Annotated in this window: 11 protein-coding genes and 1 pseudogene; 3 read left to right on the forward strand and 9 right to left on the reverse strand. The window is 69.3% G+C overall.

The window, feature by feature from the left end; all coding sequences use genetic code 11:
* Positions 1 to 16: 16 nt before the first annotated feature.
* The gene (locus KV205_RS26225) at positions 17 to 1,108 is read right to left on the reverse strand and encodes a phosphotransferase family protein (protein ID WP_265867085.1); all 1,092 of its coding nucleotides are present in this window, start codon (positions 1,106 to 1,108) and stop codon (positions 17 to 19) included.
* A 161-nt stretch (positions 1,109 to 1,269) separates the two neighbouring features.
* Positions 1,270 to 2,391, reverse strand: a complete 1,122-nt coding sequence (locus KV205_RS26230; protein WP_265867086.1) for a hypothetical protein — start codon at positions 2,389 to 2,391, stop codon at positions 1,270 to 1,272.
* Between the two features lie 345 nt (positions 2,392 to 2,736).
* Between KV205_RS26230 and KV205_RS26235 the strand changes: the two genes are divergently transcribed.
* Positions 2,737 to 2,943, forward strand: a complete 207-nt coding sequence (locus KV205_RS26235) for a hypothetical protein (RefSeq protein ID WP_265867087.1) — start codon at positions 2,737 to 2,739, stop codon at positions 2,941 to 2,943.
* Here the strand turns inward: KV205_RS26235 and KV205_RS26240 are convergent.
* Both KV205_RS26240 and KV205_RS26245 read right to left on the reverse strand, forming a co-directional pair.
* Positions 2,906 to 4,066, reverse strand: coding sequence for an acyl-CoA dehydrogenase family protein (locus tag KV205_RS26240; RefSeq protein ID WP_265867088.1), 1,161 nt, complete (start codon positions 4,064 to 4,066; stop codon positions 2,906 to 2,908). The genes KV205_RS26235 and KV205_RS26240 overlap by 38 nt on opposite strands.
* A gap of 115 nt (positions 4,067 to 4,181) precedes the next feature.
* Positions 4,182 to 4,925: a MerR family transcriptional regulator gene (locus KV205_RS26245; protein WP_265867089.1), complete on the reverse strand. Its 744-nt coding sequence runs from the start codon at positions 4,923 to 4,925 to the stop codon at positions 4,182 to 4,184.
* 69 nt (positions 4,926 to 4,994) lie between these two features.
* Here KV205_RS26245 and KV205_RS26250 point away from each other — a divergent pair, with 69 nt between their 5' ends.
* Positions 4,995 to 6,230, forward strand: a complete 1,236-nt coding sequence (locus KV205_RS26250) for an erythromycin esterase family protein (protein ID WP_265867090.1) — start codon at positions 4,995 to 4,997, stop codon at positions 6,228 to 6,230.
* A 605-nt stretch (positions 6,231 to 6,835) separates the two neighbouring features.
* Here the strand turns inward: KV205_RS26250 and KV205_RS26255 are convergent.
* Positions 6,836 to 7,447 (reverse strand): TetR/AcrR family transcriptional regulator, encoded by a 612-nt coding sequence (locus tag KV205_RS26255; RefSeq protein ID WP_265867091.1) that lies wholly within the window; start codon positions 7,445 to 7,447, stop codon positions 6,836 to 6,838.
* Positions 7,448 to 7,511: 64 nt separating this feature from the next.
* Positions 7,512 to 8,765: an amino acid deaminase/aldolase gene (locus KV205_RS26260; protein WP_265867092.1), complete on the reverse strand. Its 1,254-nt coding sequence runs from the start codon at positions 8,763 to 8,765 to the stop codon at positions 7,512 to 7,514.
* Between the two features lie 232 nt (positions 8,766 to 8,997).
* Here KV205_RS26260 and KV205_RS26265 point away from each other — a divergent pair, with 232 nt between their 5' ends.
* Positions 8,998 to 10,362, forward strand: coding sequence for a D-arabinono-1,4-lactone oxidase (locus KV205_RS26265; protein WP_265867093.1), 1,365 nt, complete (start codon positions 8,998 to 9,000; stop codon positions 10,360 to 10,362).
* Here the strand turns inward: KV205_RS26265 and KV205_RS26270 are convergent.
* The 3 genes and pseudogenes from KV205_RS26270 to KV205_RS26280 all read right to left on the reverse strand — a co-directional run.
* Positions 10,316 to 10,459: pseudogene (locus KV205_RS26270) on the reverse strand (peptidase C39 family protein); the annotation flags it as partial. The gene KV205_RS26265 and the pseudogene KV205_RS26270 sit on opposite strands and share 47 nt — an antisense overlap.
* A gap of 383 nt (positions 10,460 to 10,842) precedes the next feature.
* A complete protein-coding gene (locus KV205_RS26275) occupies positions 10,843 to 11,355 on the reverse strand; it encodes a hypothetical protein (RefSeq protein ID WP_265867094.1) in 513 nt (170 codons plus the stop codon).
* 14 nt (positions 11,356 to 11,369) lie between these two features.
* Positions 11,370 to 21,695: a LamG-like jellyroll fold domain-containing protein gene (locus tag KV205_RS26280; protein WP_265867095.1), complete on the reverse strand. Its 10,326-nt coding sequence runs from the start codon at positions 21,693 to 21,695 to the stop codon at positions 11,370 to 11,372.
* Positions 21,696 to 22,403 lie beyond the last annotated feature (708 nt).

A 22,403-nucleotide genomic window follows, 5' to 3' on the forward strand; every position in this document is an offset into this window, starting at 1 on the left:
TACGGGCCCGGGGCCTTCACCAGTAGCGTCCCTGCACCATGGCCGCCAGCGTGGCGTGGTGCAGGATCAGCCCGTCCGGGTTCTCCGGGACGTCCACCTCGCCGAAGTACGCCTGCCGGTACGCGATCCTGAGCATCACGATCGCGTGCCGCAGCGCCGCGTACAGGGTGTGGAACTCCATGTCCCGGGCCGTGTGGCCGGTGAGTTCGGCGTACCGGCGCTCGATCGCGTCGCGGCGCAGGAAGTCCGGCAGGCCGGGCTGGCCGAAGCTCACCGTCAGGTCCTGGAAGAAGCGGTGCAGATAGACCGTCCAGCCGAGGTCGACCTCGCGCGGGGCGCAGGCCGCCATCTCCCAGTCGAGCACGGCGGCGGGCTCGAACCCGTCGTAGACGATGTTCCCGATCCGGGCGTCGCCCCAGTTGAGCACCGCCGGGCCCTCGTCGGCCGGCCAGTGCGCCTCCAGCCAGTCGAAGGCCGACTCGATCAGCGGCGAGGGCGCGAGTCCGTCCACCACCCAGGCGTAGTACGCGCGTTGGGCGTCCACGTGCCGTCGCAGCGGGGTGCCGGTCCCCTCGGGCAGCAGGAACTCCGCCTGCTTCGCGGGGAACTGGTCGTGCAGCCGGGCCAGGACGGCGACCGAAGCGGCCTCCAGGCGGGCCCGTTCGGCGTCGCTCGCCGCGTGCAGCCAGTTCCCCTCGTACGTGTAGGGCATGACGTCCGGCGGGACCCGGCCCTCGGCGCGGGCCATCACGAAGAACGGCGCGCCCAGCGGCCCCGGGTCCTCCTCCAGCCACAGCACGCGCGGCACCGGCACGTCGGTGTGCGCGCCGACGAGCCGCATCACCCGGTGCTGCCGGGCCATGTCGTAGACGGGGAAGACGGTGTACGCGGCGGGGTCGGCGGCCAGCCGCAGGGCGCAGCCCCGTACCGGCGCGTCCGGGTGCTCCAGGTCGAAGAGCAGGGTCTCGCTGGACATCCCGTTGGAGCCGGGCACGGCGAGGCCGGTGACCCGGGCGCCGGGCAGCCGCCCGTCGAGCCATCCGGCGAGCCGGCGGCCCAGCTCCTCGGGGTCGCGGGTGGAGGTACGGGGGCGGGGTGCTGATGTCATGTGCGGCTCCCTTCTTTTCAGGGCTCGGTTCACCTCCGGGGCGCTCGAGCCGGGCTCACAGCCCCGACCGTGCTCGACCGCTCGTTCCTCGCGGCCTCCGCGCGCTCGCGACTGTTCCCCCGGCGCGCCCCTTCGGCTCACTCGCCGGTCGTGCGGGGCGTTCAACGGGGGGTGTCGGCGTGGTCGGCGAAGCCGCTCGGGTCGTGGCGGCCGAAGGAGCCGTGTTCGAAGATGCCGTAGCCGGTCTGCCCGTCGAGGGTGAAGCGGGCGGCGTGGTCGGTGACCCCGTAGGCGGCCAGGGGGTGGGCGGCGGGGTCGGAGAGGTCGTAGACCCGGCGGTCGGTCCAGTCGCGGCCCTGCCAGCTGCCGTGCTGCCAGTCGGGGGCGGGCGGATAGCCGGCGCCGATGGCGAGCGGGGAGGAGGCGAGGATCTCGACGCCGGCCTCCAGGGGCTTGCCGGCCGGGTCGGTGAGGTGGACGACGGCCCGTTCGGGGTCGCGGGTGCCGGGCCGGTAGGTGATGTCGGTGCGGGGCCAGCCGAGTTGGCTGTCGCGGTGCCCGTCGCGTACGAGCAGGGCCTCGTTGAGGGTGCGGTAGCCGTCGGCGTCCTCCTGCACCACGACCATGACGAAGCGGTCCTCGAAGCGCATCGGGATCCAGAGCCAGTGGAAGCCCTCGGGGCGGAACTCCTCGGCGCGGCCCGGCTCTTCGCCGGGCAGCGGGCGCACGCCCCAACTGCGGTCGCGGGTGCCGGTCCACTCCCCCGCCGTGACGGCGAACTCCTCGCCGCCGGCGCGGATCACACCCGTGCAGTGCCCGGCCTGGACGAAGCGGCGGCCCTCCAGGGTGAGCCGGTCGCCGCGCCGCTGGGTGTGGTGCGGCTCCCAGACGGCCGGGAAGTCACCGGTCCAGGTGAGGTCGAAGGAGAGCCCGTCGGGGTCGGCGGGATCGGGGTCGCAGTGCAGGGAGAGCCGCTTGAGCGGTTCGTCGACGGTGATGGTCAGCGGGCCGACGGCAAGGTTCATCCGGTCCTCGCCGAGGGCGTCGGAGGCGCGGACCGCGTGCAGCCGGTCGCCGGTGCGCAGGGTCGCGTAGGCGTCGACCACCCCGGTGTTGGGGTAGACGCCGAGCCCGGCGATGAGCAGGGCGCGCCCCTGGTGGTCGAAGACATGGAAGATGCACCGGTCGTAGGCGTTCCGGTCGCCGCTGACGTGGTGCTTCATGGAGAGCGGTGCCTGGTGCACGGGGTATTCGTCGAGCGGGACGGGCCGGTCGTCTGACACGTGTGACCTCCTCGGCGGCGACAGGGATCTGACGGTACGTCAGAAGCCGGGCCGACGGCCAGAGTCGTGCACCGCGGAGCGGTGGGAGGCAACGCACGGGAGCCCTCCGGGGACGCCTCGAACTCCCGCTCGACCGCGCCCGGCGGTGACCGGGGCCCGTGCCGAAGCGTTGGTCCGGGCATGACCACGCTGTATACGACACCCAGCGGATACGGCCGGCATCGACAGTCCGAGCCGCGTTCTGAAGAATCGGTTCAGCAGGCGGTTCCGGCGCCGGTTCCCGCGCCCGCCCAGAGGCCCGATTCGCGAGCCGCCACCCCCGCCCCCGTCCCGGTGTCCGCCCCCATGCCCACTCCGGCGCCGGCCGCCTCGCCGGCCCATCCCGCCGACCCGCCCATCTACAAGGCCGTGCTCGACCTCTGGGCCAGCCACGGCAAGACCCTCCCGGGCCTGCGCGACCAGGAGTGGAGCCGGCTCGCCGCGGGCCCCGTCTGGGCGGACCGCACGGTCCGGGTCAACGGGACTCTGGTCCGGCCAGGTGACGGGCGATGACCACCCGCTGGATCTGATTGGTGCCCTCGACGATCTGGAGCACCTTCGCCTCCCGCAGCAGCCGCTCGACGGGGAAGTCCGCGGTGTAGCCGTAACCGCCGAGCACCTGCACCGCGTCCGTCGTCACCCGCATCGCCGCGTCCGAGCAGAACAGCTTCGCCATGGCGGCCTGCTTGCCGAAGGGCCGGCCCTCGTCGCGCAGCCGGGCCGCCTCCAGATAGAGCGCCCGGCCCGCCTCGACCTGGGTGGCCATGTCGGCGAGCAGGAAGCGCAGCCCCTGGAAGTCGGCGATCGGCCGACCGAACTGGCGGCGCTCCCGCGCGTACGCCACGGCCGTGTCCAGCGCGGCCTGCGCCACGCCCACCGCGCAGGCCGCGATGCCGAGCCGCCCCGAGTCCAGGGCCGCGAGGGCGATGGCGAAGCCCTGCCCCTCGGCCCCGATCCGGCGGACGTCGGGGACCCGTACCCCGTCGAGGTGCACCTGGGCGGTGGGCGAGCCCTTCATGCCCATCTTCCGCTCGGGCGCGGCGGCGCTCAGACCGGGCGCGTCGCCGGGCACCAGGAAGGCGGTGATCCCCTTGGGGCCCTCGCCGCCGGTGCGGGCCATGACGGTGTAGAAGTCGGCGATCCCGCCGTGGGTGATCCACGCCTTGGTGCCGTCGAGCACCCAGTTCTCGCCGTCCCGGACCGCCCGGGTGCGCAGCGCGGCCGCGTCGGAGCCGGAGGAGGGTTCGGACAGGCAGTAGGCGCCGAGCAGGCCGCCGCCGAGCATCGCGGGCAGGTGGGCGGCCCGCTGCTCCTCGGTGCCGAAGGCGGCCAGGGCGTGGCAGGAGAGGCTGTGCACGCTGACCCCGAGGGCCACCGTGAGCCGGGCGGCGGCCAGTTCCTCCAGGACCTGGAGGTAGACGGCGTACGGCTGGTCGCCGCCGCCGTACGCCGAGTCGTACGGCAGTCCGAGCAGCCCGGAGGCGGACAGCAGCCGGAACAGCTCGCGCGGGAAGTGCCCCGCGGCCTCCTCGTCGGCGGCGCCCGGCGCGATCTCGCGCGCGGCGATCTCCCGGACCAGGGCGAGCAGCTCCCGGGCCTCGTCGGTGGGCAGCCGGCGTTCGACCTGCTCGACCATGGCGGCGCACTCCTCCCTGAGGGGATCGGGGATCGGGTCCTGCAGGGAGGGTTATGCCCGGTCGCCGGCCCGGTCTCACGGTTCCGGGGCGCCGGAGCCCCTGACGGGTGCCCGCTCAGCCGCGCTCGCGGAGGTACGCGTCCAGCTCCGCCGCCCCGGCCAGCATCGCCCGGGCGCGGGCCGAGAGCCGGGCGCGCCAGTCGCCGAGCGCGCCCTCCAGGGGTTCGAGGCCGCCCGCGGCCCGTACCCGGTCGAGCAGCGGGGCGATCCGCTCCAGCGGATAGCCGCCGCGGCGCAGCTGATGGGCGAGGCGGGCGTCCCGTACGTCGGCCTCCGCGTACACCCGGTATCCGGTACGGGGGTCCCGGCGCGGGCGCACCAGTCCGGCGCGCTCCCACGCGCGGAGCGTGGCGGGCCGGATGCCGAGCCGGCGGGCCAGCGGCCCGATGAAGGTGTCCCCGGGCGACCCGTCGTGCCCGCTCGCGGGGTTCGGTCCGAGGTCGCTCAGGTCGCGCAGGGCGCTCTCCACGGCCCGGAGGGTCCGGCGGTCCTCCAGGAGCAGGGCATGACTCTCGTCGACGAGGCGGAAGGCCTCGTCGGGGTCGCCCTCGTGCACGGCCCGCAGGATCGCGGTCGCCGTCGGGTGCCCGTGGCCGGGCAGCAGGGCGAGGAAGGCGCGCAGGGCGCTCGCGTGGAGCGGGGTGTAGGCGCGGTAGCCGGCGGGGGTGCGGGCGGCGGGCGGGAGGATGCCGGCGTCCTCGTAGTTGCGGACCGCCTGGGTGGACAGCCCGTGCGCGCGTGCCAGGTCGACCGGCCGCAGCCGCCCGCACGTATCCCTGCTTTGAAGGTTCTGCCCCATGAAGTCCACGATATCGCGGGGGGATCGGGGAAAAGTCTCCACCGAGGCTTCAACGATACGGTTGAAGGCATGGCGACTGACATCAAGGACACCGCCCGTTCCCTCTCCGCTGCCGCCGTCCTGGAGCTGCTCCAGGACCGGCCTCGGCCGCCCCGGCCGCCCCGGCTGCTCGCGCTCGGCGAGCCCACCCACGGCGAGGACTTCCTGCTCGACCTGCGCAACGCGCTCTTCCGGCAGCTCGTCGAGGAGGAGGGCTACCGGACGATCGCGCTGGAGAGCGACTGCCTCGCGGGGCTGCTCGTCGACGCGTACGTGACCGGGGGCGCCGGGGGCGGCGCCGAGGGCGCCCTCGACGAGGTCGTGGAGCGCGGGATCAGCCACGGCTGGGGCGCCTCCGCGGCCAACCGGGCGCTGGTGCGCTGGATGCGCGCGTTCAACGAGGGGCGGCCCGCCGACGACCGGCTCCGCTTCGCCGGCTTCGACGGCCCGCTGGAGATCACCGCCGCCGCGAGCCCCCGCCAGGCCCTCACCGCGCTCCACGCCCGGCTCGCCGCACATGTGGACCCGGGCCTGCTCCCCTGCACCGCGGACACCCTCGACCGGCTGCTCGGCACCGACGAGCGGTGGACCGAGCCGGCCGTCATGTACGACCCCACCCGTTCGGTGGGCCGCTCGCCCGAGGCCGTGGAACTGCGGCTGATCGCCGACGACCTGGCGGCCCTGCTCGACGAGCAGGCACCGCTGCTGCTCGCGGCGGCCTCACGGGAGGAGGTGGACCGGGCGCGGCTCCACGCGCGTACGGCGCGCGGCCTGCTCCAGTACCACCACTGGATGGCGGACACCTCGCCCGCCCGGCTCCCCCGGCTCCTCGGCGTCCGCGGCCGGATGATGGCCGAGAACCTGCTCGCCCTCGCCGACCGCGGCCCGGTCCTCGTGTACGCCCACAACTCCCACCTCCAGCGGGAGAAGAGCACGATGCGGATGGGCGGCGACCCGCTGGAGTGGTGGAGCGCCGGCGCCCAGGTGAGCGCGCGCCTCGGCGCGGACTACGCCTTCCTTCCCACGGCCCTCGGCACCCTGCGCCACCAGGGCGTGGACACACCCGCGCCGGACACCCTGGAGGGCCTGCTGCACGAGCAGCTCCCCCCGACGCCCTCCCTCGTCGACGCGCGCCGCCTCGCGGCGACCCTCACGCTCCCGGAGGCGCGCGTCTCCCCCTGGTTCGGCTACGCCCCGCTGGACCCGGCGCACCTGGGCGCGGCGGACGGGCTGGTCTTCGTCGGCGACGTACCGAAGACCTCCTGACCGTCCCGGGGCTCCGCGCATGCCCGGACGCCCGGTCGGATCGTTGGGCCGATCGGGAGAAGAGTTCCCGCGGAAGGGAGAAGCACATGACGGGTGTCGAGCTGATCCTGGCGGCCCTGGCCACCGGTGCCGCCGCGGGCGTCTCGGAGTCGGCCGGCAGTGCCGTACGGGACGCGTATGCCGGTCTCCGGGACGCGCTGCGGCGTCGGCGGGGCCCCGGCGGTTCGGCCGGCCGGGGCCCGGCGTGCGTATCGACGCCTGGCACGCGCGCGGAGTGCAGATCGGCGACGGGGGCGTCCGGACGAACGCCTTCGTCACCGTGGGGGCGCCGGTCCGCTCCGCCTATCTGCACCAGGTGCGGACCATCGCTCCGTCCGAACTCCTTGGCTGCCAGGCGGAGTTGGCGGAACTCGCGGCCTTCTGCACGGATCCGGGAGACACCGGCTACCTGTGGTGGCGCGCGCCCGCCTGGGCCGGCAAGTCGGCCCTGATGGCGTGGTTCGCCCTGCACCCGCCGGCGGGCGTGCGCGTGGTGAGCTTCTTCGTCACCGGGCGCTTCGCCGGCCACGGCGACCGGACCGGCTTCACCCCGTACGCGAGTCCGGTCACGCGCCCTCGTCGGCGCGGGGCACGGCGAGTGCGGCCAGGTGAGCGGCGTATGTGTCGAGGGCGGCCAGTGCCTGGGCGTCGTCGCGGTCGATCAGCCAGTTGAGGGTGAGGCCGTCGAGGAGGTTGAGGCCGTAGCGGGCGAGGACGGGGAGCTCCGTGGCCCATTCGATGCCGGTGAGGCTCGCGACGGACTGGAGGTGGTCGATGTTGGCCTGGAGGTAGTGCTCGTACTGGCGGCGGGCCACGTCCGTGAGGCCCGGCTCGCGCAGGGCGTACTGGGTGAGTTCGTAGGTGAGCTGGTGCTCGTCGGGGCGCTCGCGGATGCGGTCCCAGTAGGCGTGCAGGGTGGCGCGGATGACGTCGGCCGCAGGGGCGCCGTCGGTGAGCGGCACGAGGGGGAAGGCGAGCGAGCGGAGCATGATCCGCTCGATCACGCTGTGCAGGAGTTCCTGCTTGGAGCGGAAGCAGTAGTGGAAGGCCCCCAGCGGGAGCCCGGCCTCGCCGACGATCGCGCGGGTGGTGGCCTTGGCGACGCCGTCGCGGATCATGACGCGGATGGCGGCCTCGACCAGCTGTTCGCGGCGTTCGCCGGCCGACTGGCGGGCCATGTGGTCTCCCTCGGGCGTCAGGTGGGGGCGGTGTGCCTGGGCAGCGTACGCCGGTGGTCGGCGGCTAGAGGAAGGCGTGGCCTTCGCCTCGGTAGGTGGGAACGGCGTCGACGATCCGATCGCCTTCGACGAGGTGCAGTTCGTTCACCCGCTCGCACAGCTCGCCCGCCTTGGCGTGCCGGAACCACACGCGGTCGCCGACGCGCAGGTCATCGGCGGCGGCTCCGGTCAGCGGGGACTGGACCTCGCCCGCGCCTTCGCGGGGCAGCAGGCGCAGCCCCGTCGGGTGGACCGGGAGGGGCAGTCGGTCGGTCCCGGCCGGACCGGATGCCGTCCAACCGCCACCGAGGACGGTGACGTGACGCGGTGCGGGCCTGCGGACGACGTTCAGGACGAAGTGGGCGGCGGGCAGCGGGGTGAAGCGGCGGTAGTGGTCGAAGAGCCCGGGGGCGTACAGGCCCGAGCCCGCTCCGAGTTCCGTCACTGCCGGTTCGGCGGAGGTGGTCTCCAGGCTGCCGGTTCCGCCGCCGTTGACGAACTCCAGCGGCGCGAGGGCCCGTACGGCTCTGACGACGGCGGCGCGGCGCTCGCGCAGTTCGCGCACGGAGGCACGCTGCATGAGCCGGACAGCCGCGCGGGCCAGGGCCGGGCCGGGCTGGTCGTCTCCGACGCCGGCGATCTGCCCCTCGTACGCCATGACGCCCACGAGCCGGAACCGTGGCCGGGCCAGCACGGCGAGGGCGAGCGCGCGGGCCTGCTCGGGCGCGTGGAGCGGCGAGCGCCGCATCCCGAGGTGCAGGCGGCCGCCGGCCAGGCGGAGGGAGGCGTCCAGGTCGAGGCAGACGCGCAGCGGCGGACCGTCCGGGCCGACGGCGGCGGCGATGAACTCCAGGTGCTCCACCGAGTCGACCATGAGGGTGACGCGCGCCGCGAGCCGTTCGTCGGCCGCCAGGCGGTGCAGGGCGGGAAGGTCCGCCGTCGGATAGCCGACGAGGACGTCGTCGTGGTCCGCCGCCAGCCACAGCGCCTCGGGGAGGGTGAAGGCAAGGATTCCGGTGTAGCCGGGCAGGTTCAGGACATCGCCGATCAGGCGACGGCAGCGGATTGACTTGCTGGCCAGGCGGATCGGCTTGCCGCCGGCGCGGCGGACCATCTGCGCGGCGTTGGCGCGCAGCGCCCCGAGGTCGACGACGGCGAACGGCGGCTGGAGTCCGGCCGTGGCGTGCTGGAGGTCCGCGAAGCTCGCGGGCGCCGGTGCCGGGTGCACAGCGCGGTCGGCGGTGTGCGTCGTGTCCGTGGCATGAGTGGAACGTCCCATGGCGTACGTGCCTTTCTCGGGGCCGGACCGGTTTCGGTGGCGCCACCATGTCTTGGTCACTTGTCCAGGTCAAGGGTTCCCACCTCTTGACTTGGTCAGCCGTCCAAGTTCAGGCTTCCGGGGACCACGGCCCCGTCGAGCCCCGTCGAGAGCCGTCGAGAGCCGTCGAGTGCCGTCGACCGTCCATCCCCTTGATCCCGTTCGATTCGATTCCATCGAGAGGACTTCCGGCATGACCGAGGTGTGGCGCAACTGGTCGGGCAGCGAACAGGCCCGCCCCGTCCGGGTACTGCGGCCGACGAGCACGGACGAGGTGGCCGCCGCGATCGCGGATGCCGCACGGGACGGCCTGAGGGTCAAGGCGATCGGCTCCGGGCACTCGTTCAGCGGCGCCGCCGTCGCCTCCGGCGTCCAGCTGCGGCTCGACCGGCTGGCCGGTCTGCGCTCCGTGGACGCCGAGAGCGGGCTCGTCACGGTCGACGCCGGGATGCCGCTGTGGAGGCTGGGCCCGCTGCTCGCCTCCCACGGCCTCGCCATGGAGATCATGGGCGACATCGACCGGCAGACCGTCTCCGGAGCGATCTCGACCGGGACGCACGGCTCCGGGCTGCGCTTCGGCGGCATCGCCACCCAGGTCAGGGCACTGAAGCTGGTCCTCGCCGACGGGTCGGTCGTGCGCTGCTCGGCGGACGAGCGGCCCGAGCTGTTCCGGGCCGCCCGGGTCGGCCTCGGGGCGCTCGGGGTGGTCACCGAGGTCACGCTCCAGTGCGTGGAGCAGTTCGCGCTGCACGCCCGGGACACGGCGATGCCGGTCGCCGAGGTCCTCGACCGGGTCGACGAACTGACCGAGGAGAACGACCACTTCGAGTTCTTCTGGTTCCCGCACAGCGAGAACGCGCTGACCCGGCGCTTCCGTCGGCTGCCGGCGACCACGCCGCTGAAGCCGATCGGCGCCCTGGCCCGCCGTGTCGACGAGACGGTCAGCGGCCTCGGCTTCGAGGGCCTCCTCCGGCTGGGCACCGCGGTCCCGGCCCTGGTGCCGCCGATCGCCCGGTTCGCGGCACGGGCCATGTCGGCGCGGGAGTTCACGGACCTCTCCCCCCGGGTCTTCGCCTCGCCCCGGGACGTACGGTTCCACGAGGGCGAGTTCGCCATCCCTCGCGAGCACGCCGTCGACGCGCTCCGCGAGATCAAGCGGTGGATCGACACGACCGGCGAGCGGGTGTCCTTCCCGCTCGAGGTGCGGTTCGCGGCCCCCGACGACATCACGCTGTCCACCGCACAGGGGCGGGAAAGCTGCTACATCGCCTTCCACCAGTACCACCGCATGCCGTACCGCCGCTACTTCGACGCCTGCGAGTCCATCCTCGGCTCCTACGGCGGCCGCCCGCACTGGGGCAAGATGCACACCCTCGGCGCCGAGGCCCTGCGGTCCCGCTACGCGCACTTCGAGGACTTCGTCGCCCTGCGCGACACCCTCGACCCGACCGGGCTCTTCGCCAATCCCTACCTCGACCGTGTCCTGGGGCTCGCCCCCGAGGCCGTACCCGTCACAGCAGGCCGAGCGAGCGCAGTGCGTGGAGTTGGGCCGATGTAGGCCTGGCGGGCCAATAGAGGTAGCAGACACCGCCCGTACCGCTTCTGACCTTGCCGTTCGCGTCGTAGCGCTTCGTGCGGAGCCAGATGTTCTCCCAATGGGAGGGCGCCGCTTACCACGCGACGCCCTCCCGCACAAACATGCAGGTCAGAGGTATGGACCGCGCGAGCCCAATCGGCCGCAGATGCGCAGGTGCTGACCTGGTGCAGACTTCCGCTGGCATCCGTTCCGGTCCGTTCGGGTGCGTCGTGCTGGATCGGTGCTGACTCCGGGACCCTCGACGCCCGACAGTCCTCCACCCGCTTGGTGCGCCGATTTCCCTCACTAGTCCACACAGCAGGGTCCCCACTGACGCCAGCACCCGGGGCACGGAAAGGCCAACATCGAGGAGGCAACCCTCCTCGATGTTCAGCGGAGCAAACTCGGCGTGCCCGCCCACTCGGACTGGAGCGCCCGCAGGGGCCTTCAGTCACAAGCGGATCATTCGATTTCCTCGACGGGGTCGTAAGCTGACGGGTCCATCATGTACTCAAGCACATTATAGAAATCCCCAAAGAAGCGACTAGAACCGGCCCCCACCCACCAGAAACGGTAAGGAATTTCGGGGCCGAGGTCGATCATAAAGATGGCCTCTCTGGAAAATTTGTCGGAGGCGACAGGGAGGAGAGAAACCCCCTCAGGTGCACCTACGTCCTGAGCGGTACCAGTGCCTTCAAGGATGTCCCGATAGGCCATGGCGCTCTCACCCCGCCCACCCGGCTCCCAGTCGCGAGACCCGAAGATATCAATGTCACCCCCCACCATCCCGTCCGTCACGAGAAGGAATTCACGATAGGAAGGATCCAGGAAACCGCCAAACCGTCGCCGCAGATCATCCAGCCGTCCTTCGTCGACTGGCGGGAACACAGCCGGCACACGCGATCCACCCAGGGGAGAATCAGCAAAGTACTCCCTCACCACCTTCTCAAACACTCGAGAAATGAGCCTCTGCATTCTCACTGGAACTCCTAAGGGCGCGAAATCTGACAGATACCATACTGACCGCGACTGACTGACCCTGCCACTCTCTCCGTCGTGTATGTGCTCGGATTATTACGGACACCCGCATAGAAGAAGCCCGTGGGTCGGTAGCCGACCTTATACTTTTGCGCGTAGGCCCCGACCTGCTCATTGACCGCCGGATCCTGCTGGTGCCAGCAGTATGGCGCCCACTTCCCTGACCATGTCGTGTCCGGGAGATGCCCAGGCGACTTACCATTCTGCGCGTAGTCATAGGGGGTTCCTTTGACCGCTGGCCTGTGAACCTTATCCAAGTACTTCGTCGCGACCTCGTTCAACGTGAGTGTCCCCGCAACGGTGTCGACCTTGGAAGTAGGAGAAACGCGCCCTGTGGGCGACCAGTAGCCGGGAATCGCATTCAGTGCTGCTATGTGGTCCTTCAGCTCCTCGATCTGCGCGTCAGTAGCGCCCTCCGGGGCCCGGAAGCAGACCGGCCCCGACATCCCTCGATCGGCCCGCCGCACCCTTTCGGCGAGTTGGGCGGTGCAGTCCACATCGTCATCGTTGCGCCGATCGTTGGATTGCTGGCCACCCGCATCACCTCCAGTCTGCACCGCCTCGTCCGGGGTGAGCGGTTGCGCCGCCTCCACGACCATGCGTTCGATATCCGTAAGTACGACCACGGCCTGGTCGACGGCCTGCTGCTGGTTTGCCGCCACGGTCGTCTTCACTTCCGGCTTCGGCTTGGTCCGGGTCGGTGCAGGCTTGGGGTTCTTGCCGCCGCTCGGGTTCTGCGGTTCCTTGGGGCGTGGTGGCTTGTTGGTGTTGGTACGGGAGCCGTCTCCTCGGTTGGTGCCGTTGCCTCGGTTGCCGGTGTTCCCTCGGGGCGTCGTGGGATTGCCCGTCGTGGTACTACAGGTGCCGTAGTAGGCGCAGCCCTTCGGTTTCGAATTGCCCCTACCGCGTGTGGTGTTGACCCGACATGTAGGCGAGTACTTGGAGCATTCCTGGTTTCTCGCATTGCCAGGGCGCTTCGCACTCGTCCGCTGGCTTTTGCTCTTCGTGCTACAGCGCGAAGAGTAGCGGGAGCACTCCTGGTCCCTCGCCCGGGTCACGGACCGTGTGCCGGTTCGCGACGGCCTCCGGAACATCGTTCGTCCCACGCTTCCGCCACCGCCTGAACCGCCATATGCACCGCCGCGACCGCCCGCGCCGGGCCCGCCTCCACCGTTCCGTGGATCAAAGGCGTGTCCGGTGGGATCGGTTCCGCCCAGCGGGTTACCCTCCGCGTAGGCGTAGCGGTTGCCTCGGCCCGAAGGCTTGGGGTCGAGTTGCCAGGTGTCGCGTGAGGTGAACGCGCCGGTGCCGGGCTGGTACCAGCGGGCCGCCATGTTGATCTCGCCCGTGGTGGGGTCGGTCCAGCCGGACTGGTAGCCCAGTGCCGGGTTGCTGCCGTCCGATGCGGTGACCTTGCCGAAGGGGTCGTAGGCGCGGGAGCCGGTGATGATTGTGCCGTCAGCGCTGAGTCCCGCGACGAGGTCGGTGTGCTGGTCGGTGATGGCCAGGCGTTCGAGGCCGGCGGTGGTGAGGCCGGCGCTAGCGAGCAGGTTACCTTCCGGGGTTCGCGTGTATGCGGTGGTGGCGTCGGTGACGAGGTTGTTGGTGGCACCGTCGTAGGTGAACGGGGTGCCGTCGTCGGTGAGTACGCGGTCGAGCGAGTCGTAGGTGAAGGTGCTGCCTCCGTTGGAGACGGTCCGCTCGAAGGCGTCGAACGTCAGCGAGCGTGTCGTTCCGCCCGTTTGCGTGACGGCGTCCGTGGTTCCGCGCGGGCTGTAGGTGTACGTCTCTGAGCCCCAGGTCTCGAGCCGGTTGCGTGCGTCGTACACACCGTTGGTGGCGCCCTGCTTGATGAGGTTGCCGGCGTCGTCCCAGCCGTAGGTAGTGGTGCTGGTGCCGCTGGTCCAGGAGGTCATGCGGCTGACCAGGTCGTAGGTGTAGGTGTTGTCGGCGGCGCCTGCGGTACCGGTCGTGGTCTTCTGCACGAGGCGGTCGTCGAGGTCGTATCCGTACGTGGAGTTCGCGACTGCGGTGCCTGTGGCCGTGCGGGTAACGGTGTCGGTGGTCTGTCGGCCGAGGCTGTCGTAGCCATAGGTCCGCTGGGATGCGACCGTGATCTGTCCGTCCGCGGCGGTGCGGGCGTACTGCTCCTGGGTGGGGCGGCCCGCCTGATCGTAGTCGTACTGGACGCGTGTTGCTGTCAGGGGGTCAGTGGCCGTGTCGAGTCGGCCGGCTGCGTCGTACGTGTATGCGGTGGTTCCCGCGGCGTCCTTGCGCGAGGTCATGTTGCCGTCGACGTCGTAGGAGTACTGCGAGTTCCCGGACGGGCCCTGGGCTTGCAGGAGCATCCCCCGGTCGTTGTACGTGTACGTGTTCGCCGGCCCAGTGGCGCTCGTGCCGGCTGCTGTCAGACGGCCGTCGAGGTCGTAGGAGAAAGTGCGGGGCGTGGTCGGGGTACTGGTGCCGGAACCCTCCTCACGGATCAGACGGCCCAGGCCGTCATAAGTGCGCTGGCGCTTGATGTTGCCGGGCAGCAGATCGCTGACGGCCTCGCCTGCGCTGTTGTAGACCGTGGTCCAGGTGCGGTCTGCCAGGTCGGGGTGCTTGGTGGTGGACGGTTCGACGGTGGACTCGGGCAGGCCCCAGGTGTTGAAGGTGTAGTGGGTGGTGTTGCCGCGTCCGTCAGTAAAGCGCGTCCGGTTTCCGCGCGCGTCGTAGCCGAAGGTGGACGTGACGGTCTTGGTGTCCGAGACCTTTTGCTCCTGCTTGGTGAGTCGGCCGAGCGCGTCGTAGGTGAACGCCGTGCCGCCTCCGGAGGGAGTGATTGCGGAGGTCTCGTTGCCTTCCTCGTCGAAGACCGATGTGTAGGAGCGCAGGGCGGTCGTTCCGGTGCCGTAGTCGGCGGCCGTGGTGATGTTGCCGAGCAGGTCGTAGGTGAACGTGGTCTTGCGGTTGGTTCCGTCAGTGACGGACGCCTGGCGGCCGAGGCCGTCGTAGGTGTACCGGGTGGTGCCTTCACCGGACGGGGTCACCGTGAGGGGTTCGCCGGCCGGGTTGTACGTCGTCGTCGACACGAGTCCGGTCGGCGAGGTGACAGCGGTCTGATTGTCGGCGTCGTCCCAGGCATACCGGGTCGTCAGATTCTGCAGGAACGGGTACCGCTCGACCGTGGTCGCGGTGAGCTGTCGGCCAAGCCCGTCGTAGGTCGCTTCCGCACGGGCGCCGGTGGGTGTGGTGACGGACAGCGGCAGACCTGTCGGTGTCCAGGTGTAGTGGGCGATTCCTTCACCCGACAGAGACGTGGATGTTCCTGTGAGCGGGTTCGGCTCGGTGCTCGCGAGCTGCTGGCTGCTTCCTCCGGCCAGGGGGTCGATGCGCTGGGTCAGCTGGTTGAGCTGGTCGTACACGTAGCGCGTGGTGCGCTGCAAGGGGTCGGTGCTGGACGTGACCCGGCCGAGGGCGTCATAGGCCGTGGTGTAGACCGGCGTGATCGTGGTTCCGCCCGGCGGGGTGTAGGCGGGGAGAGTGAGCGCAGTGGTCCTGCCGAGCCGGTCGAAGTCGGAGCTGGTGACGGCTCCGTTCTCGTCCCTGGAGTGGCTCAGGTCACCGAAGGCGTTGTAGCCGTGCGTGGTGGTGGGCCTCTGCTGCTGGGCGGCGTTTCCGTAGGTTTCGGTGGTGACTGTGGGTGAGGACTCCCCGACGAGTCGGCCGAGGGCGTCGTACCGGTAGGTCGTGGTGTACGTGGCGGGGTCGGCGCCGGTCTTGGTGCCGCGCGGGCTGGTGGAGCTGAGGAGGAGTCCGCGCTGGTCGTAGGTGTTGCGGGTGGTGATGGTAGTGGCACCCGAGGTCAGCGCGGCCGTTGTGACGTTGCCGGCCTGGTCGTACGTCACGTGTTCGGTCTGCGACTCCGTCGCGGAGACGTATCGCGTGGTGTCGGTGAGTCTGTCGTCCTTGTCGTAGACGTAGTCAACGGAGCGGTTGAATCCATTGGGGTCGAGAACCGAGCGAGTGATGCGTCCGGTGGCGTCCACGGTGAACGCTTCCGTGCGGATGCCACCGTTGATGACCTGCTTGATCAGGTAGTTGGCACCGTCGTAGGTGTTGCTCTCCTGCAGGATGTCCCGGCGGGTTCCGTCTGCCTGCTCGACCTGGAGGGCGGTCGTGGTGGCGAGCAGATTGTCGTCGTAGTAGGAGAACGACGTGGTCGCACCGAGGGCATCGGTGGTGGAGGCGAGCCGGCCGGCGGGGTCGTAGGCGTTCGACTCGAGTACGAGGTCGCGCGGTTCGCCCGACGGTTGCCCGGTCCAGTTCTTCAGCACGGTCTCGGCGATGGCACCGCGCGGCGTGTAACTGTAGGCGGTCTCGGTACCGAGGGCGTCCTTTTCGCTGATCACCTGGCCGAGGGGATCAAAGCTGTAGGTGGTGGTGCTGCCTTCGGCATCCGTCATCGAGTCGTTGAGACCGCGGTCGTCGTAGTGACGAGTCGTCGTGTGGGCTGTGTCGCCACCGGTGAGATCTTCGACGGTCTCGGAGAGAAGGTTGCGGTCCGCGTCGAACACGCGTGTGGTCTTCGCGGTGTGGGTGACGCCAGTGATCTCGTTCTTGATGCCGGCACCGGTCTCGGTGACCACGTTGGACAGGGAGTCGTAGCCGTAGGCCGTGGTGACGCCGTCCGGGTAGGTATCGGAGATCTGCGTCTCGCCTGTCTTGCGGCCGATGCCGTCGTAGATGAAGGAGGTGACGAGCCCGTTGGGGTCCGTGACCTTGGCGAGGTCACCGTTGGCGAAGTAGGCGTATGCCGTTACCGCGCCCTGGGGAGTCACCGTGCTCGCAACCAGCCCAGCCGGCATGGTTCCGCCGCCGAAGGCTGCTTCGGAACCCGTGGTGTAGGTAGTCGATGACGTCCGGCCGTCAGCCAGAGTCAGCTTGTCCGGCAGTCCCAGCGCCGTGTAGCCCGTGGTCGTCTTGTAGCGGTTGTCCGCCGGACTGGAGGAGCGGGCATCGCGAGCGGTGGTCTGCCTTCCGTTGCGCGGGTCGAGCGGGTCGGCGGCGTTGTTGTAGTACTCCGCGTACGAAGTCCAGCAGGAGTTGGCATCCCGGCAGGTCGTGCGGGAGACAGCGTTGCCCTGTGCGTCGTGGCCCGTGATCGTGGAATGCCCGATCGGGTCCGTGACTGTGTGGAGGTAGCCACCGGTGTCGTACGCGTACGTGGTGCGCCCGCCCGCCACGTCGGTGGAGGCGATGCGGCGCTGGCCGCGCAGTGCGTCGTAAGTGGTACTGGTGGTCTGCCCCTTGGGATCGGTGACGGCGACCGTCATGGCCAGCGCGGAGGTGCTGGAGTGCTCGCGGGAGCGGTAGTGCTCGGCGACCTGGTCGGCGGTGAGGCCGTGCTGGTAGATGGCGACTTCGTCGATCTGACCGGTGAAGTAGGACACCTCGGCGGGGGCGGCGGGCCAGTTCTTGGCGAAGCCGGCACCGATGTAGGTGCGAGTATTGGACTGGTGGCTGACCGCGCCGGTGAGGGTGGCGGCCTGGACGCCGTCGAGGTAGAGGACCTGCGCGGTACCGGTCGCGGTGATCACGGCGTGGTGCCACTGGTCGTCGTTGACGCTGTCGGCGGAGGCGACCTTCGCGGTTCCGAGGCCGGGTGAGTAGAACTTTCCGTTGAGCTTGCCGTCCGTACCGACGTAGAGCAGGGGTGCGTAGGTGCCGGTGACGGTGGTGCCGCCGATGGGGGCGGACTGGTCGCCGATCAGGACGCCCGGCTTGGTGGTCTTGAACCACACCTCCACCGCGAGGTCGGTGGAACCGCGCAGGATGCTGCCGGGTATCTCGGTGTAGCCGTTTCCGTTCAGGCTGATGGCCGTGTTGTCGCCAGTCCCGAACACGCCATCAGTGCCGAGGGCGGTGTTTGTGTAAGAGCCGCCACCGTTCTGGGCGGCGGACAGGCTGTTGGCCACCGAACCGGTGGCTTCGTCCAAGCGCCAGTAGCCGGCCGGGGCGTCGGCCGTGACGGCGCCACGGTAGTGCGGCCCGTCGCCGGCCACCATCCCCGAGCGGGCTCGGTAGTGGGCGTTGATCTCTGCGGCGGTGAGGGCCTTGGGGTAGAAGGCGACCTCGTCGAGTGCGCCGCTGAAGTAGCCCCAGGGGTCGCTGGAGTCCAGGGCCGTCCAGCGCGAGCCGGTGCGGCCCTTGCCGAAGAAGATCCGGGTCTGATCCAGGTGAGTGATCGTGCCTGAGATCTGACCGGCGAGGACGCCGTCGACGTAGAGGGCGGAGGTGTTGCCGTTGCCGGTCACGACGGCGTGGTGCCACTGACTGTCGTTGACGGTGTTCTTGGAGACCGGGGGAATCCAGTTGGTGGTCTCGGAGTAGAACTGGCCGTGGAGCTTGCCGTCCGTGCCCACGTAGAGCAGCGGGGTGGCGTGGGTGGGGACCTGGTCCTCGCTGATGTCGGCGTTGGACTCGGTCAGCAGGATGCCAGGCTTGTCGGTGCGGAACCACAACTCCGCGGACAGGGCAGTGCCGTTCAGCGAGGCGTCGGCGACCTGAATGTAGGAGTCGCCGTTCAGACCGGCGGCAGTGTCATCGCCATCGGCGAACGCGCCATAGGTGCCGAGCGCGACGTTGTCGCCGTAGTCACCGTCCGCCCCCTCCGGGAGGGCGCTGGCCGCAGTAATGCCACGGCGGTCGCCGAGCCGCCAGTACTCGCTCGGGCCGGACGCGCGCACAGTGTCGGCGTAAGCGGTGGAGCCGGCCGAGAAGCGGGGCGCGGACACCTTCCACATCCCCTTGTTCGCGTCCGTGACCTGAGTGACGCGCTCGGTGTCGGAGTCGTAGACAACCTGAGAACTGACGCGGCCCGATGGGAGGGTGACCTTCGTGATTCGGGAGGTGGTGGCCTTGGCCGTGTAATGCTCAGCAACCGTCCGGGCGTCGAGGGTGTGTCCATAGACGGCGACCTCGTCGATCAGTCCGTTGAAGTGGCCGAGCTGGTCGGTCTTGTCGATTCCCAGCCACGGGACATTGGTCCAGCCGAGTCCGACGTAGGTGTAGCGCTGCTCGAGGTGGTCGATCGCGCCGGTCTTGGAGCCGACTGCCTTACCGTCGAGGTACAGCGTCTGCGCCGTGCCGGCACCGGAAAGCACCACATGGTGCCAGGCATCGTCATTGACGACGCCGGTGGAGGTCAGGGCGGTCCAGGAAGTGCCTGGGTAGTAGAACTGGCCGCGGAGCTTGCCGTCCGTGCCGACGAACAGCAGCGGAGTGGACTGGCTCACCGTCGGCTCGACGTCCTCCATCCGCTCGTTCGCCTGCGACAGCAGCACGCCGGGCTTGGTGGTCTTGAACCACATCTCCGCCGACGCGAACGGCGACGAACCAAGCGCGTCATCGGCGAGGGCGAGGTAGGAGTCGGTGCCGTCGAAGGAGCCGGCCTTGTTGCCGGTCCCCGACAGAACGCCTGCGGCGCCGCGGGTGACGTCGCGGTACTGGGCGTCGTTCATGCCGCTGCCTGAGACGGTCTCGCTCGCGGCGGTCTCCCCCTCTGCCTCGTTCAGGCGCCAGTACCCCGACGGGCCAGCGTCCAGCACCGTGCTCCGGTACAGGCTGCCGTCCTCATAGGTGTAGATCGTGCAGGCCGTGGTGGACGACGGCGGACACACCTTCGTGAGGCGGTCGCCCTCGTAGGTGTAGCTCCACTTCAGCGCCGTGCCCGCACCGTTGACGGCGTTCGTCTCCGCCGTCGCGACGTGCCCGTTCGACCACGTGAAGGTCAGCGTGCGGCCCGATTGCACGTCCTTGGCCTGGGTCAGCAGACCGTTGGTGTACGTCAGCTCCTGCACACGGCCATGGCCGTCAGCGATCTTCGCCAACAGTCCGGCGGCAGTGAAGGTGTAAAGGGCCCCAGAGCCGTCACGCAGCGTCCAGCCGCCGGTCTCGGCCTTCAGCTCTCCCGTGGAACCGGACGGGCCGGCGTAACTGCCGTCGGCATTCTTACCGAAACGCACTTGGGCACCCGTGGCCAGCGTGATCAACACACTGCCCGTGCTCTCCGCCGCCGCTTGCATGTCCCAGCGGGTCGCCCACCCGGCACCGAAAGCATTCTTCTGCCGCGGATCCTGCGAGTTGTAGGTACGGGTCACCGACAGTTCAGGCCCGACCGTTGGCACGGCAGCATCCGTGGCCGCGGTGCCGTAGTTACCCGACCGTTCATCGAACTCGTCAGTTGTGTCGGAGGCACCCAGCTGGCCTGTAACGGCCGGCTGAGGCACTTGCGTAGTCAGTAGCGACGGCTCGGGGCGGGCCGAGGTGGCACTGCCGTCGTAGGCATATGAGTACCAGGCATACGTCTTCGACCAGGACAGCCAACCGCTGGTGACCGCCCACTGCTGCGAGGCGACCTTGGGGCCCATCTTGCAGTTCTTGCGCGTGTCCTTGCCCTCGACCTCGCAGGCCTCGAACTGGTACTGCAGCGCCTTCGGGTAGCGGTCGCGGTCTGTGGCGGAAGCCCAGAGGGTAGGCGTGAGTGTGCTGGTGACAGTTCCGCTGGGCGGTGCGATGCGGATCAACTGAGGCGGGATGTTGGTGGACGAAACCCTAATTCCTACGGGCGGGACACCAGCACCACTGAAGGTGGCGATGCCGTTGTCGTTCATCGTCCACAGGAGTGTGTAGTCGCCGGGCGGAAGAGGGGCGATCTTCGCGTCAACAGTCACGCTCGCGCCGGGAGGAACGTCTGCCGGCATGGCCGACCAACGGATCTTCGATGTGTCGGTGATTTCCTTGCCTGCACTGTCGAGCAGGAGGTAGCGCAGGGAGAAGTTGCCGTTCTTAGGCCACATCTGCTGACCGCGATTGGTCACCGTGACATGGAAGACGCCCTCCGCGGTCGTGGTGATCGGAGTGACGAACTCCCCCATCCTGTACGTGGCACCGTACTTGGTCCACGTCACGTCAAGCGACGGCTTGCCTCCAGGGAAGTCATCGGAGCCGAAATTCTTCCACGCCTTGGAATCGGTCGTCGACGCCTTCACCGCAAGGCCATAGTTCTTCTTCCGGCCATGCGTCCAGTCATCCACCAGCTGACGCCCCGCCGACCCCAGGTTGATCGACTCCCACGTCGGCCCACCACAGACCCAGGAGCTCGATCCGTCGGCACGCCAGGCGTGAGCGAATGACTTGGATGCCAGGGCAGGGCCTGTCGAGGGGCCCGGGTAGGAACTCGTCGTCGACTCAAGCCAGCTGGACGTAATTGGATGCACCGTCACAGGTCGAGCGGTGCACGAGTATGACCACGTGTTGTACAGCGCCAGCCGGGCATTGACGACCCAGGCGTTCTTCAACGTGCTCTCAAGGCCAGCAAACCGCAGGAACGCTGCTGCCTTGTGGCCACCGCCGTCGTAGGTGCCGACCTTGATATTCGTGTCGCCCGCGAAATTCACGTTGTATGGGGACTGCACGTAGGTGCCTGAGCTGGCCTCAAAGGAAGTCAAGGTGGTGACCGTCGGGTCGACCTTGACCGGAAAGACACGCGTCGGGTCGCGCAGCCAGTCCGTGTCCAGCGACACCTTGAGCCCCTGACCACCGACGACGTCCACCAGCTCATAGCGGACACCGTTGGAGATCTCACCCTGATTGGAGTTCGGGGCGAGGTTCGAGTCCTCCATCCACCCGGCTGGCATGGTGGCCCGCACCCCACCGGCGTTGTCTCTGAACGTCACCGCTCCCGTGGACTCCAGGCGGGGCGTCAGCCCCTGGGTGTGGAGAGGGAAGAGCCACTCGGTGGGAGCATCGACGCTCTTGAGCGTGATGACTTCCTTGACCGACGTGCCACCAGCGACGAACCTCAGGTCGGCACCTGGGCGGACATCTTGGTAAGTAATCGTGCTCGCGTCTGCCTCACCTGCGGCGTGCACGACATCCTGCACGGAGAACCCGACAGAGCTCTCGGCACCCGTCTTCAGGGAAACGAGAGGGGACGAGTCGGCGTAGCCGCCAAACGTCGTCTCCGCCTCCCCCGAAGTAATCTTCCAGCCATCACCGGAGGTGTTGACGGCACGCCCCAGCAGTCCGCTCTTGGGCAGGGCCTGCAGGGTCGTGTCGATCGGCTTCCAATCGCCTTGCGCGTCCTGGAAGTTGATCGGGTCTTCATAGAACCGGGTGGTGAGGGTTCCGTCCGCGTTCTGGAATGTCTTGGACGTGCGTTTCCGCTCAGCGACGAGCTCACGACTTGTCTTCGAGTCGAAGCCCTTCGGCTCTGTCGCTCCGACCGTCACCGGGACAGTCTTCGCTACGGGAATACGCGAGGCTGGGGAAACGAGCGGAGACAGCATGCCGCTGTCGATGGGGAGTTCGTTGGGAGCGGGCGAATGACCGAGACGCCCCCCCGCTCGCATCCTCCGAGGTTTCACCGGCAGAGGCATGGTGCGATCGTCCGGCGGCTGAGCCCAACGACTGCTCGGGAGACTCCCCGCTCGTCACACGCGCCCCGGCAAACGCTGGTGTGGCAGCCGCACCTTCCATGCCAGTGATTGCTGCCAGGACGAAGGCAATGGCAACGGAAACAGGCCGCACGAAACGCACGGTTCCCCCCTCAGAACACGATCAAGAGAAGGTCAGTAGATCGACATATAGATGAGGCGTTCAAGAGTCGTAGTCATTTCGTGATCATGAAGTGAAGATCATTCTGTGACATTCACACCTAAGTCACAGCAGCTGCAAGCCTTGATCCTTGAGGTGCGTGCGCAGATCAACAGGCGGGCATGAGATCGGCCACCGAGAACGTGACCGTTTGCGAAGACAGAGCAGGACGTGGCGGCCGGGCACGTCACGACGGCCGAGCTAGTGCCGGGCGTGAAAGAACGGCTCTCGCGTCCGTGCACAAGAGACGGGAAGCGCCGGTGCACGACTTCCGCCGGTCGTGGGCACCGATCGCCCGCAACCGTGGCCACACCCGCGGTTGCGTCTGAAGCGCGGGCTTGGAT

Source organism: Streptomyces sp. SKN60, from assembly GCF_026236535.1.
Lineage (GTDB): Bacteria > Actinomycetota > Actinomycetes > Streptomycetales > Streptomycetaceae > Streptomyces.

Bases quoted from the DNA above. Each gene is read 5' to 3' on its own strand.
- KV205_RS26255 (WP_265867091.1), bottom strand. From the start codon at position 7,447: ATGGCCCGCCAGTCGGCCGGCGAACGCCGCGAACAGCTGGTCGAGGCC.
- KV205_RS26250 (WP_265867090.1), top strand. From the start codon at position 4,995: ATGGCGACTGACATCAAGGACACCGCCCGTTCCCTCTCCGCTGCCGCC.
- KV205_RS26245 (WP_265867089.1), bottom strand. From the start codon at position 4,925: ATGGGGCAGAACCTTCAAAGCAGGGATACGTGCGGGCGGCTGCGGCCG.
- KV205_RS26235 (WP_265867087.1), top strand. From the start codon at position 2,737: ATGCCCACTCCGGCGCCGGCCGCCTCGCCGGCCCATCCCGCCGACCCG.
- KV205_RS26225 (WP_265867085.1), bottom strand. From the start codon at position 1,108: ATGACATCAGCACCCCGCCCCCGTACCTCCACCCGCGACCCCGAGGAG.
- KV205_RS26240 (WP_265867088.1), bottom strand. From the start codon at position 4,066: ATGGTCGAGCAGGTCGAACGCCGGCTGCCCACCGACGAGGCCCGGGAG.
- KV205_RS26265 (WP_265867093.1), top strand. From the start codon at position 8,998: ATGACCGAGGTGTGGCGCAACTGGTCGGGCAGCGAACAGGCCCGCCCC.
- KV205_RS26275 (WP_265867094.1), bottom strand. From the start codon at position 11,355: ATGCAGAGGCTCATTTCTCGAGTGTTTGAGAAGGTGGTGAGGGAGTAC.
- KV205_RS26260 (WP_265867092.1), bottom strand. From the start codon at position 8,765: ATGGGACGTTCCACTCATGCCACGGACACGACGCACACCGCCGACCGC.